Below are 11,749 nucleotides of genomic sequence, written 5' to 3'. Positions count from 1 at the left end.
TCCTATGACCGGGGTCGTAGGCCGCTCAGCCGCGTGCTCGGTAGGCTGCCCAGCACTGCGGCCCGTGCGGGAAGGACGACGTGACCGAGCTTGATGCCTCCGGGCGGGGATTCGCCGTGCGGAACTCCGTGTCGCTGGGCGTGTTCATCGCGATCGCCGCGGATGCCCGGGTGTCGTTCACCGTTGTCGAGTTGGCCGGCCGCGGCATCACCGCGGACGCGACCGCGAGTCGTTGGGCGCTTGAGGCCGGAAAGCCTTCCCTGGACGGGTTCACGCTGGCGGACAGGCTCATTGAATTCGGCGAGTGGGAAGAGCGACTCGCCGGCCTGTGGCAGGCGTACGGACGGGGCGAGGTCGAGACGACGGACTTCGAGGCCCAACTGGCGCAGATCGTCACGGCCATGGAGAGGTGGCCGTAGTCCCCGAGGGTCCAGCAGAGGACTTCTCAAGCCGCCTTCGCCGGGTACTGGCCAAGGCGGCCCGGAAGCCTGTCGCGGCCGGGCCGCGCGATATCCATACCGGCGCGGACAAGCCGTGGACCGTTCAGCAGCCCGGTCGGATCGCGCGAATGCCGCGGACGGCGTTCACGGAAGAATTCACGGCGCTGGTCGGCTGCTCGACGGAATTCGCCTTCGGCAGCGTCTTCCGTCCCGGATACGGCATACCACCGGGCCGTCTCCGCACGATGCCGACGTCACACAGCGGCTCGACGAAGCTCGACGAAGCCCGATCAAGCCCCCAGAAGGTATTTTCAGCAGCATATGGTGGCTTTTTGGGCTTTTTGGGCCCGCTCACAGAGTGGACGCCTCCGGGAAGCACAAGCGCCGGACCTCCTTCCTCTTTTCCATCGGTGCGCGATACCCCTTGGGAAGGCGTGCACCATGCGCGATCCAGGACGGAGCCACCATGAACGACGGGCTGTCACCCGCCCCGGCGGGAGACCAGGACGCAGCCACCGGAGCGGAAAAGCCGGGCGAGGCGGAGGGCGGTTGGTACATCGCCGCCCGGTGTACCAACTGCGACGTCGCGCGTCAGCTTGCCCCTGACCTGATACGCGAGGCCACCGGCCGCTCCGAGATGATCCGGCAGCCGCGCGACAGGGCGGAGGCGCGGCAGCTGCACGCTGCCGCGTTCGCCTGTCCCACCCGGTCGGTCCGACGCATCGACCAGCGGCTCGACGGCGCCCTGGATCCCTTCCCCCTGGCCCTGGACGACGCTGTCCACCTGTGCGGACACAACTCCCCTCGCACGGCTGGGGCCAACTCCTATCTGCTGCGCCGGCCTTCCGGCACCATGATGATGATCGATACGCCGCGCTGGAGCAGCACGCTTGCCGCGCGGCACGAGGAGCTGGGCCCTGTCACCGATGTCCTGCTCACCCACCGGGACCATGCCGCGCACGGCCGCCGCTACGCCGACCGCTTCGGCGCCCGGCTGTGGATTCACGAGGGTGATCTCGACGCCGCGCCGGATGCCGACCGTGTCATGCGCGGCACGGATCCGGTCGAGGTCGGTGAGGGTGTGACTGCGCACCCGCTCCCAGGTCACACCCGGGGCAGCGTGCTCTACACCGCCGACGAGCGGTACTGCTTCAGCGGCGACAGCCTGTACTGGTCACGCGCGACGGCCGATCTGGAAGTGGCCGAGAGCGTCACCTGGTACTCGATCGAGGAATTGGCTGCCTCCTTGGCGCGAACCGCCGACCGGCTGCACTTCGAGTGGCTGCTGCCCGGACACGGCGACCGCAAGCGGCTCCCCGCCCGGGAGATGGCCGGACGAATGAAGCAGCTGACGTCCCGCGTCCAGCTGCTTCAGCCCAGGCCCATCGATTTCACCGCCATGCGCTACTGATGAATTCCTGCGGCGGCCGTCGCCCTCGCACCCCTGGGTCAGAACCCGCCTCCGCCGTCGAAGCCACCGCCGCCGCCGAAACCGCCGTCGGATCCGCCGAACGAGTCGTTGCTGCCGAATCCGCCGCCGTCGAAGCCGCCGTCGAAGCTGCCGTCTCCACCCCACGCCGTGCCCGCGCCCATGGACGAGCCGAGCAGGGTGCCGAAGAGCATGCCGGACATCATCGTCGTGCCGTAGGCGCCGAAGTACCCGCCCGCCCAGGGGCCGTACGCGGGGCCGGCCTGCCAGTAGGGGCGGCGGCCGGTCGCGGTCTCGACCTCGCGGGCCAGGGGGCTCTCCCCGTCGTCGAGGCGGGCCGCGTCGGCGGCGCAGACGGGGACGGAACGGGGCGCTCCGTCCTCCGGGCTCCACTCGCGGTCCTCGACCGAGGGGCCGTGCCGGGGGTCGAAGAAGCACGGTGCGCGGTGTTCCGGCAGGGGCTCGCCGGCGCGGCGGGCACGGAGCGTGGCGAGGGCGAACCGGCCCTGTTCGAGCGCGCTCGTCACCGCCTGGACATCGCGCGGGGCACGCACCCGGGCCATGGCGGACTTGGCCTCCTCGTAGGCGTCCAGGGCGGCGCCGTACTCGGAGACCATCGACGCGTTCTCCTCCTCCGAGGCGCCGCCCGGTGCGGCCGGGTCCAGTTCGAGGCGGTCGAGCTCCTCGCCGTAGGAGGTGACGTCCTCGTCGACGGTGGTCTTCACCCGCGCCAGTTCGGCGGCGGCCTCCTTGCGGACGCGCCGGGCGCTGCGGACGCCGAAGAACAGCGCGGTGGCCAGGCCGCCCAGCAGCAGCACGCCGATGACCAGCCCGCCCACCCCGGCAGAGCCGCCGCGCGAGCCGTTGTCGTCGGCGGGCGCCCGGCCCGAGCCGTTCTCGACGGCGGAGGCGGCCTCGCCCGCGAAGGTGCTCAGCGCGGCGGCGTCGGCGCCGTCCCCTTGCGCCTGCGCGGCGAGCGCCCGCGCCTTGCCGGCGTTCATCAGCGCACGGTCGGAGGCGGCGCCGAAATCGTCGCCGAGCAGGACGCCGTAGACGCCCGCGCGGCCCGTCGCCTCCCGGATGTCGGAGAGGATGGTCCGCTTGTTGTAGGCGGGGTCCTTGGGGAGGACGACGACGAAGACCGGCTCGCCCGCGGCGTCGATCCGCTTCGCGAGCGCGTTCTGATCGGACCTGCTCAGCCTGTCCCGGGCACTCTTGTCCACATAGACCGGCTGGGCGCGCAGCCCCTTCCCGATCTCCTCCGGAGTGGGCGGGCCGGGGGCCGCCTGCGCGGGAACGGCCGCGAAGAGCAGCGCGACGATCGCGCCGAGCAGCGTCAGCAGCACCGCGAGCGGGCGCCCGCCGCCCGGGCCGCGGCGGGACACGGGGGTCGCGACGTGAGGGCTCATACCGACATTGTCCGCCATGTGGAGCAAAAGGGACATGGCTCGGCAGGGCGAGTGACCCTCCCAGGGGGCCGGAGGCCCCGGGTTCCGGGGCCCGGGGCCCCTGGGATCCCTGGGCCCCGGGATCCAAGAGACCCGGACCCCAGGGCTCCTCCGGCGGATCGGCCGTCCGGGCGGATCAGTCGTCGAGGTCGACGCGGATCGACAGGAGGCTGGTGCCCACCGCGCGGACCACCGCGCTGTTGGAGCGCGGGAGCGCCTTGAGCCGGGCCTGGGCGTCGTCCTCGGGGAGCGGGTGCGCGGTGCCCGTGTACCACTGGCCCTTGAGGCGGACGCGCACGCGGGGGTCGGCCTTGATGTTGCGTACGTAGTTCGACTGGTCGCCGTGCTCGGAGACCAGCCAGAACTCCCCGCCGGTGCGGAGCCCGCCGACCGGGGTGCGGCGGGGCTCCCCGGAGACGCGGCCGGTGGTCTCCAGCAGGATCTGGCCCCGCGACCGTACGGTGACGGGGTTGAGGATCCGCCGCTGGAAGGCCGTGATGGCCCGGAACTTCGCCTCGCGATAGCGCGACATACGCCCTCTCCCTCTGCTTCGCTGCCCGTCGGCCACGTCAGCCCTGTCGGCTCCGCGGGCCCGGCCATGAACGGGGCGTCCGGGGCCAAGTGCCCCCGGACCGGGGGCACTTCAGCGTGCACCCCGGCCCCTTGGGCCTCACCGTAGCGGTGCCGTACTCGTTCAGTCGTCCGAATCGGCAAGCACGTCGGCGACCACGCAGCTCACATTGTCGGGGCCGCCCGCCCGGTTCGCGAGGGCGATCAGTTCGAGGGCCGTCCGCTCGGGGCCGGCGGCGGTGAGCAGGACGCGCCGTATCTCCTCCTGGGGCACGACCGAGGACAGCCCGTCGGAGCACAGCAGATAGCGGTCGCCCGGCTCCGCGTCGTGCAGCCGTACGTCGGGCACTCCGTCCCCTACGCCCAACGCCCGCTCCAGCACGGCCCGTTGAGGATGCGTGGCCGCCTCGGCGGGGTCGAGGCGGCCCTGGTCGACGAGGGACTGGACCAGCGTGTGGTCGTGGGTGAGCTGGGACAGCTCACCGGCGCGCAGCAGGAGCGCACGGGTGTCGCCGATGTGGATGAGGGCCTGGCGCGCGCCGGTGAACAGCAGCGCGGTCAAGGTGGTGCCCGCCTCCTCTCCCGGGGTGCCGCCGCCCGGCTTGCCGCCCGCCCCGTTGGGGCCGTTGGGAGCGTGGGGGCCGTGGGGGCTCTGGGCCGTGCGTACGGCGTGGGCGGCCCGTGCGAGCGCTTCGTCCAGGACGCCAAGCAGCTCGCGGGGCGGCTGGGGCCCCGCCTCCAGGGGGAGCAGCGCCTCGATCGCCGCGGCGGCGGCGCGGGCACCGCCCGATCCGTAACCGTCCGCGACGGCGAGCAGCCGGGGCCCGGCGTGCACGGCGTCCTGGTTGCTCCCGCGCACCCGCCCGGGGTCGGTCAGCGCGGCGTGCCGCAGCGTCAGGGGCGTCCGGGGCCCGGGGGCGGCCTCACGCGGGCTGCCGCCGTGGCCGTCGTCGCCCTCGTGGCCGCCATGGCTGCCGTGGCTGCTGTGGCTGTTGTGGCTGCTGTGGCTGCTGTGGCTGTCGTGGTCGCTGTGCGTCATGTTGTCGTGGTCCTTCCCCGCCAGATGGTCGATGAGGAGGGTGACCAGATCCCGCCGCGCGGCCGTCTCCGCCTCGACCTGCGCCCAGTAGGCGCGGACCTCTCCCGCCGCGGCCCTTGGCTCCTGCGCGCACACCTCGCGGATGCGCGCCAGCGGCATGCCGATACGGCGCAGCCAGGCGACGAGCCGGGCGCGCTCACGCTGTTCGGGCGCGTAGTAGCGGTATCCCGTCTCCGGGTCGACCCGCGCGGGGGGCAGCAGGCCCAGTTCGTCGTAGAGCCTGAGCGCCTTGGGCGACAGGCGTGTCGCCCGCGCGAAGGCCCCGATCGTCAGCCGTTCCATGCTGCCCATACGTCCCGCGACCCTCCTCATACCGGGCCCTTCGCCCGGCACCGACGATGCTGTGGCTTGCCCCAAGGACAAGGTCAACACCGGGCCCGGACGGGTGCCGAGAGGGGGTGGTGGCGGCCCCGCCGCGCTGTCGGCGGGGCCTTCCGTCCACACGCAGCCAGCATGTTGGATACGGATACGGCGAGTGTGGCAGCGGCCACTGACAATCCACGGCGGCCCGCGCGGGACCGCAGGTCAGAGGCGGTCAGGGGCGGTCACGGGCGGCCGACGGCTCCGCGCCGTTCCCGTTCCGGCTCCGCGAGCAGATACAGCCGCGCCCACTGCCGCGCCGTCAGGGACTTGGGAAGGGCCGTCGGGCGCAGCCCCTGTTCACGCAGCCAGGTGTGGAGCCGGCGGCGGGACAGGCCGGGGGCCACGGCGGCGACGATCTCCGCGAGGCCCCGCCCCCTGCCGGTGTAGACGGCGTGGACGAAGTCCTGGTACGCGGCGCGATGTGCGGGCGGGAGAAGCGGCTCGGTGCGGCGGGTGAGGGTCATCAGCCCGCCGTCGACGCCCGGCCGCGGCCGGAACGCGGCGGCGGATACGCGCGCGACGAGCCCGAAGTCGCACCACGGCCACCACTGCGCCGTCATCATCGTCGCGCCGCCCACTCCCGCCCGGCGGCGGGCGACCTCCCACTGGACGAGGAAGACGCCGTCGGTCCAGCCCGGCACGCGCAGGATCTTGCGGAGCATCGCCGTCGTCAGGTGGAACGGCAGGTTGCCGACGAGGACATGAGGTGTGCGGGGAGTCGCGTAGCGCAGGAAGTCGGCGCCGACGACGGTGGTTGCGGCGTCCGTACGCCGGTCGAGCCGCGCGGCTCTGCGGCGGTCGATCTCCACGCAGATCAGCGGCCTGCCCAGCCGTTGCAGGGGCAGGGTCAGCGCGCCGTCGCCGCTGCCGATCTCAAGGATCGGCCCGCTGGTACGGGCCACGAGATCCACGAACGTGCGGATCGTGGCGGGGTCGTTGAGGAAGTTCTGGCCGAGCTCATGGCGGCCTTCGTGGTGCCTGGGCACAGTTTCTCCGCGGCTTCGGAAGGAGGAACCGGGCAGCACGAAGTCGCCGCCCGGCGCGTACACGCTGAAGCGGCGGAACTCTTCTCCGAACGGACGGGAGAGGCACCGCCGCTAGTGCCGTGACCGGCAGTGTTTGCCCGGAAGGAGCGTCGTCCGGTGCGTGCGATCGCAAGGCGGCCGGAAGCCCTTGATTGGGGTCTCCCCTGCTCGAACGAAGTTGAGAGCTTGGGGAAGGAGCTACCAGGGCTTTTGGCCAACGCGGCTGGGGGCACCCCCTGCTCGGAGAGCTCGGGGGAGTGCGTGCTGGGCGGCGCGACGGGGCAAAGCTTGCCGGGAGGGGCACTAGGAGCGGCGGATCCTCGTGAAAGCGGCTGCGGCTGCGCAGGCAGCGCACGCGGCGAAGGCACTCATGGGGCCGGACTGTAGCCGGGGCCTCCCGCCGGCCACCAGCCGATTTCGGGCAGGCGCCGGTGCGTGCGAAGGGCGCGGCCCCGGGGTTCCCGAGGCCGCGCCCTTGGGTGGCGTCGCTTCGTCCGTTTCTTTGGCGAGGGGGGTCAGCGGCCCATCAGGATGTCGTACGGGTCCTTCTGGGGCTTGGGGACGGTCTGTGTGTACGGCGCCTGGGTGTTCGCGTGGTGGGGGTACGCCGGGTTGGCGCTGTTGCCCTGGTTACGCCCCTGGTCGCGGCCCTGTCCGTGACCGTGGTCGGGGCAGGCCGTGGCGGTGCCCGCGCCGGCGAGCAGCGCGGTGGCGGTCAGTGCGACGGCGGCGAGGGCGGTGCGCTTGCGCATGCGATGCCTTTCTCGTTTCCCGCCCGCGTGGGGCGGGTCTCGTCTCTCGCCCGCGTGGGGCGGGTCGTGCCCGGAGGGGCAGGTCGGAACAGGTGCGGGCTGCCCAGGGCCCGCGCCGCGCATTCGGGACCCGGCGGCGCTTCACCCGTTGGGCCCTCACCCGAACGGGACGCGGCGGCGCCCGCACCCGGCAGGCGTCCGGCAGGCACCCGGCAAGCGCCCGGCAGGGAAAGCGGAGGCGCCGGGACGTGCCCCCTTCACCACCGTGCCCGGATGACGGTGCGCGCGGAGCGGACCCCCGCGGATGCGATGCCTTGGCCACAGGCGCACGCTGGGGGGTATGACTCCACCGATCGTCGTACACCCACCGTCGGGCAGCGGGGGGCGGCGCGTGACCGCGCATGCCGAGAGCCTCGGGTTCGCGCACAAGCCGGAGGACGTGTTCGAGTTTCTGCGGCGGGCAGGGCTCGATCCCTCGGACATCCAGCTCGACGACCCGAACCTCATCGAGTGGCGCGGCGGCGGCCCCGACGTCTGGAGTTGAACGGGCGAACGGCACACGGCAGCCAACGGCACAGGACAGCGAAGGGTCCGGGCCGGACGGCAGACACCCCGGCGGGACCTCACCCCGCCGGGGCGCGGGCACGGGCGGAGGCATGGGGCGGAGGCCCGGGACCGGAGGCAGGTGTGCGGCCGGTTCAGGCGCCGGAGTACCGTCGTGGGAGCCCCCCAGGGCCGCGAAGTGAGGAGCCTGACACACCATGCCGCCAAAGCCGTCAACGCAGCAGGACAACCGGACCGCGCTGATCGAAGACCTGATGGAGCGCTTCCCGCACATCCCGCGCGAGGCGGTGATCAAGGAGGACCTGCTCCGGGGCGGGATGGCCTTCGACGACTCGGCCCTGAGCGACTCCAGCGACTCCGCGTCCGGTGACGTCAAGCCGAAGTCGTACTTCATCTTCTCCTTCGACCACCGCACCTTGCCCGAGTTGGGTGAGGCCGCGCTGCGGCGCCCGCCGGAGGAGATCGTGCTGACCGGCGGCGCCTACGACCTGCGCCGCACCGTGGTGTCCGTCCGCGTGAACCCGGATTCGCCGTACCGCGTACGCGCGGGTGAGGACGGGTCCCTCGGGCTCTACCTCGACGGGACGCGCATCGCGGACGTCGGACTGCCCCCGATGCCGGAGTACTACCGGCACACGCTCGCCAACGGCAAGTCCGTGATGGAGGTGGCGCCCACCATCCAGTGGGGCTACCTGATCTATCTGACGGTCTTCCGGGTGTGCCAGTACTTCGGCGCCAAGGAGGAGTGCCAGTACTGCGACATCAACCACAATTGGCGCCAGCACAAGGCCGCCGGGCGCCCGTACACGGGAGTCAAGCCGGTCGAGGAGGTGCTGGAGGCGCTCCAGATCATCTCCGACCACGACACCCTCGGCGCCTCCCACGCCTACACCCTCACCGGCGGGTCGATCACCTCGCAGGTGCAGGGCAAGGACGAGGCCGACTTCTACGGGCAGTACGCCAAGGCCATCGAGGAGCGCTTCCCGGACCGCTGGACCGGCAAGGTCGTCGCACAGGCCCTGCCCAAGGACGACGTCAAGCGCTTCCACGACTACGGGATCAAGATCTACCACCCGAACTTCGAGGTGTGGGACAAGCGGCTCTTCCAGCTGCACTGCCCCGGCAAGGAGCGCTACGTCGGCCGCGAGGAGTGGCACCGCCGCATCCTCGACTCGGCGGACGTCTTCGGCGCCCGCAATGTGATCCCGAACTTCGTGGCGGGCATCGAGATGGCCGAGCCGTTCGGCTTCGGGACGGTGGACGAGGCCATCGCCTCCACCACCGAGGGCCTGGACTTCTTCATGTCGCACGGCATCACGCCCCGCTTCACCACCTGGTGCCCCGAGCCGACGACGCCGCTGGGCAGGACCAACCCGCAGGGCGCGCCGCTGGAGTACCACATCCGGATGCTGGACGCCTACCGCTCGGCGATGCAGCGGCACGGGCTGTCCTCGCCCCCCGGATACGGTCCGGCGGGCGCGGGGCGCGCGGTCTTCTCCGTCAGCTCCTTCATGGACACGCTGCCGTCGGAGGAGGGCGCGCCGGTCGCCTGAATCCGGGGCACTGACGCCTGAGCCTGCCGGATGCGGCGGGGCCGATGAGTTCTCCTCGTGGGGCGGGTCTCTTCCTGTGGAGGGAAGGGCCCGCCCTTCCGTACGCAGAGCGAGGAGACGAGACCCATGGCGAAGCTGACCCTGACCACGTTTCTGTCACTGGACGGTGTGATGCAGGGGCCCGGCGGCCCCGAGGAGGATCCGCGCGACGGATTCGACCTCGGCGGCTGGCTGGTGCCGTACGCCGACGAGGACATGGCGCGGCACGTGACCGAGTGGTTCGGCCGCGCGGGCGCCTTCTTGCTGGGGCGGGTGACCTACGAGATCTTCGCGGCGTACTGGCCGCAGGTCAGCGACGAGGAGGACCCGGTGATCGCCCGGCGCCTCAACGCGCTGCCCAAGTACGTCGCCACCACCACGCTGAACCACCTGGACTGGAAGGGCTCGACGCCGCTGGGCGCCGTCGCCGAGGACACGGTGGACGCCGTACGCAGGCTGAAGGAGCAGCCGGGCGACGAACTCCAGATCCACGGCAGCGGCGACCTGGCCCGGTCCCTGATGGAGCACGACCTGATCGACGAGTACCGCCTGCTCGTCTACCCCGTGGTCCTGGGCAGGGGCCGCCGGCTGTTCGCCGACGGCGCCGTGCCCACGGCCCTGCGCCTGCTGGAGTCGGACACGACCCCCGCAGGCGTGGCCGTGCACACCTACGCCCCCGACGGGCGGCCGACGTTCGGCACGATGTGACACGCACCGGGGGGATACGTGCCGAGGGAACACATGCCGAGGGGATACGTGCCGGGCCGCGATGGGTGAGCGGGGGCGTGGGGGTGCCTCCGCTCAACCGTCAGCGGCCGGTGGCGCCGTCCGTCTGTTCGCGGAGGATGTCCGCGTGGCCCGCGTGGCGGGCGGTTTCCTCGATCATGTGGACGAGCACCCAGCGCAGCGAGGGCGGCGCGGTCTCGCGGAGCGAGCGGACGCCGGGACGGGACAGGTCGTCGCAGTCCGCGACGATCTCGTCGGCCTTGCGGATCGCCTCCTGGTACGCGGCGATGAGTGTCCGTGCCGTCTCCCCCGGCGCCGGGGGCTCGCTGTCCTCGGCGGGCTCGCCCTCGCCTCGCCCGGCGTAGGCCCACTCGAACCAGTTCTGCTCCACCAGTGTCAGATGCTTGATCAGCCCGAGCAGGCTGGTGCCGGACGGAACGCCGGGGGTCAGCCCCACTTCGTCCGTCACGCCCGCGGCCTTGGCGATCACCGCTTCCCTCAGATAGCCGAGGAAGGCCCTCAGCGTCTCCTTCTCGCCGGCCTCCACCAGGGGCGGCCTCACGTCTCCTCGCGCGGAAAACCCGGTCACATCAGTCATGCCGCCGACTGTAACCGGAGAGTGCCGAATTGGGTGGCGGGTGCGGGAGGGGTGCTGGTTGGGTGCGGGGGTGACCCTTGCCCTTGATCCGATGCGCCGTGTCGAGACCTATCTGGATGCCGTGCCACGGGTCTCGGGCCGGGCGGAGGACTTCGGTCCGCTGACGCTGTACGTGGCCGACGAGGGCGCCCCGTTCCCGTACTACGCGCGGCCCACGGTGGGCGGCCCGGGTCACGCGCCCGGCCCTGACCAGGTGCGGCGGGTGCGCGAGCGGCAGCGCCGGCTGGGGGTGCCGGAGAGCTTCGAGTGGATAGGCGAACACAGCCCGGGGCTGCGCGCCGCCGCCGAGGCGACGGGGCTGCGGGTGTGGGAGCGGCCGTTGATGGTGCTGAACGCCGCCGACGCCGACGACGCCCACACCGACACCGCCCACACCGCCGCCGCCGACACCGACCCCGTCCGTGCGCCGGAGCGCCGGGAGGGCGGGGCGCGCGTGCTGGGGCCCGAGGATCCGGCGCTGCCGGGCGCGCTGGCCGTCCCGTATCTCGCGTTCGCGGAGCCACCGGGCGGGGAGCCGGGCACGGGGCCGAGCGAGGGGCCGGGCGGGGAGCCGGGCGGGGAACCTCCTGCAGGACCTCCCGGGAGCGGCAACGGGCTGCGGCTGGAGGACGCCGTGCGGCTGTACGTCACCCCGTGGGCGGTCGCCCGTGCCCGGGACCGTATCCGCGCCGGCCACACCGTCGTCGCCGCCGCGCTCGACGGCGCGGGAGTGCCCCTGTGCGCGGGCCAGTTGCTCCCTCTCGGCGGAACCACGGAGCTGGTCGGCATCGGCACCCTCCCCCGCGCGCGGCGGCGCGGGCTGGGCGCGGCCGTCACCGCCGCACTGGTCGCCGAGGCGCACCGGCTCGGTCTGACGACGGTCTTCCTGACGGCGAACGACGAGCGCGTCGCACAGCTCTACGCCCGGCACGGCTTCAGGACCGCCGCGACGGCGTGCTTCGCCCAACCGCCGCCTGCCGCACCGGACGTGGCCGTCGCACCGTGCACGGCCGTCGCACCGAACGCGCCCGCCTCCGGGGACGGCGCCTGGTGACCGCGCCCGGGTTACGTTCCCGACACTGTTCGCGCGCCGTGCGTTCCCTT

Annotated in this window: 13 protein-coding genes; 6 read left to right on the top strand and 7 right to left on the bottom strand. The window is 72.6% G+C overall.

All coding sequences use genetic code 11. The annotated features are described in order from the left end of the window. The first annotated feature begins 80 nt into the window (after positions 1-80). Complete coding sequence (locus OHB04_RS29695) at positions 81-419, top strand: hypothetical protein (protein ID WP_326690700.1); 339 nt, start codon at positions 81-83, stop codon at positions 417-419. Positions 420-543: 124 nt separating this feature from the next. Here the strand turns inward: OHB04_RS29695 and OHB04_RS29690 are convergent, their stop codons facing one another. Beyond that, a complete protein-coding gene (locus tag OHB04_RS29690; protein ID WP_326808652.1) occupies positions 544-795 on the bottom strand; it encodes a hypothetical protein in 252 nt (83 codons plus the stop codon). A gap of 111 nt (positions 796-906) precedes the next feature. Here OHB04_RS29690 and OHB04_RS29685 point away from each other — a divergent pair, with 111 nt between their 5' ends. Continuing rightward, a complete protein-coding gene (locus OHB04_RS29685) occupies positions 907-1,851 on the top strand; it encodes an MBL fold metallo-hydrolase (protein WP_326690697.1) in 945 nt (314 codons plus the stop codon). Between the two features lie 38 nt (positions 1,852-1,889). Here the strand turns inward: OHB04_RS29685 and OHB04_RS29680 are convergent, their stop codons facing one another. The 5 genes from OHB04_RS29680 to OHB04_RS29660 form a co-directional block, all read right to left on the bottom strand. Further along, positions 1,890-3,278 carry a hypothetical protein gene (locus tag OHB04_RS29680; protein ID WP_326690696.1) on the bottom strand — a complete coding sequence of 463 codons (1,389 nt, stop codon included), beginning with the start codon at positions 3,276-3,278 and terminating at the stop codon, positions 1,890-1,892. A 175-nt stretch (positions 3,279-3,453) separates the two neighbouring features. Then, positions 3,454-3,849 (bottom strand): nitroreductase/quinone reductase family protein, encoded by a 396-nt coding sequence (locus OHB04_RS29675; RefSeq protein WP_326690695.1) that lies wholly within the window; start codon positions 3,847-3,849, stop codon positions 3,454-3,456. A gap of 162 nt (positions 3,850-4,011) precedes the next feature. Next, positions 4,012-5,268, bottom strand: coding sequence for a MerR family transcriptional regulator (locus OHB04_RS29670; RefSeq protein ID WP_326809551.1), 1,257 nt, complete (start codon positions 5,266-5,268; stop codon positions 4,012-4,014). Positions 5,269-5,531: 263 nt separating this feature from the next. After that, positions 5,532-6,335, bottom strand: a complete 804-nt coding sequence (gene erm / locus OHB04_RS29665) for a 23S ribosomal RNA methyltransferase Erm (protein ID WP_326690694.1) — start codon at positions 6,333-6,335, stop codon at positions 5,532-5,534. Between the two features lie 554 nt (positions 6,336-6,889). Next, positions 6,890-7,126, bottom strand: coding sequence for a hypothetical protein (locus OHB04_RS29660; protein ID WP_326690693.1), 237 nt, complete (start codon positions 7,124-7,126; stop codon positions 6,890-6,892). Positions 7,127-7,466: 340 nt separating this feature from the next. On the opposite strand from OHB04_RS29660, the gene OHB04_RS29655 reads away from it, so the two are divergent. From OHB04_RS29655 to OHB04_RS29645, 3 genes are all read left to right on the top strand, one after another. After that, entirely contained in the window at positions 7,467-7,670 is a 204-nt protein-coding gene (locus OHB04_RS29655) for a hypothetical protein (RefSeq protein ID WP_326690692.1), read from the top strand. 217 nt (positions 7,671-7,887) lie between these two features. Further along, entirely contained in the window at positions 7,888-9,243 is a 1,356-nt protein-coding gene (locus OHB04_RS29650) for a radical SAM protein (RefSeq protein ID WP_326690691.1), read from the top strand. Between the two features lie 126 nt (positions 9,244-9,369). After that, positions 9,370-9,990, top strand: coding sequence for a dihydrofolate reductase family protein (locus OHB04_RS29645; protein ID WP_326690690.1), 621 nt, complete (start codon positions 9,370-9,372; stop codon positions 9,988-9,990). Between the two features lie 100 nt (positions 9,991-10,090). Here OHB04_RS29645 and OHB04_RS29640 read toward each other — a convergent pair whose 3' ends face one another. Continuing rightward, positions 10,091-10,606 (bottom strand): DinB family protein, encoded by a 516-nt coding sequence (locus OHB04_RS29640; RefSeq protein WP_326690689.1) that lies wholly within the window; start codon positions 10,604-10,606, stop codon positions 10,091-10,093. Positions 10,607-10,697: 91 nt separating this feature from the next. Here OHB04_RS29640 and OHB04_RS29635 point away from each other — a divergent pair, with 91 nt between their 5' ends. Beyond that, positions 10,698-11,699, top strand: a complete 1,002-nt coding sequence (locus tag OHB04_RS29635; protein WP_326690688.1) for a GNAT family N-acetyltransferase — start codon at positions 10,698-10,700, stop codon at positions 11,697-11,699. The last annotated feature ends 50 nt before the right edge of the window (positions 11,700-11,749 follow it).

It is taken from the genome of Streptomyces sp. NBC_01775, from assembly GCF_035917675.1.
In the GTDB taxonomy this organism is placed as follows: domain Bacteria; phylum Actinomycetota; class Actinomycetes; order Streptomycetales; family Streptomycetaceae; genus Streptomyces.
Note: the sequence above shows the minus strand (reverse complement) of the source record. Positions and strands in the feature narration are given on the sequence as shown.

Bases quoted from the DNA above. Each gene is read 5' to 3' on its own strand.
- OHB04_RS29655 (WP_326690692.1), top strand. From the start codon at position 7,467: ATGACTCCACCGATCGTCGTACACCCACCGTCGGGCAGCGGGGGGCGG.
- OHB04_RS29650 (WP_326690691.1), top strand. From the start codon at position 7,888: ATGCCGCCAAAGCCGTCAACGCAGCAGGACAACCGGACCGCGCTGATC.
- OHB04_RS29635 (WP_326690688.1), top strand. From the start codon at position 10,698: ATGCGCCGTGTCGAGACCTATCTGGATGCCGTGCCACGGGTCTCGGGC.
- OHB04_RS29640 (WP_326690689.1), bottom strand. From the start codon at position 10,606: ATGACTGATGTGACCGGGTTTTCCGCGCGAGGAGACGTGAGGCCGCCC.
- OHB04_RS29680 (WP_326690696.1), bottom strand. From the start codon at position 3,278: ATGAGCCCTCACGTCGCGACCCCCGTGTCCCGCCGCGGCCCGGGCGGC.
- OHB04_RS29660 (WP_326690693.1), bottom strand. From the start codon at position 7,126: ATGCGCAAGCGCACCGCCCTCGCCGCCGTCGCACTGACCGCCACCGCG.
- OHB04_RS29670 (WP_326809551.1), bottom strand. From the start codon at position 5,268: ATGGAACGGCTGACGATCGGGGCCTTCGCGCGGGCGACACGCCTGTCG.
- OHB04_RS29685 (WP_326690697.1), top strand. From the start codon at position 907: ATGAACGACGGGCTGTCACCCGCCCCGGCGGGAGACCAGGACGCAGCC.
- OHB04_RS29645 (WP_326690690.1), top strand. From the start codon at position 9,370: ATGGCGAAGCTGACCCTGACCACGTTTCTGTCACTGGACGGTGTGATG.
- OHB04_RS29675 (WP_326690695.1), bottom strand. From the start codon at position 3,849: ATGTCGCGCTATCGCGAGGCGAAGTTCCGGGCCATCACGGCCTTCCAG.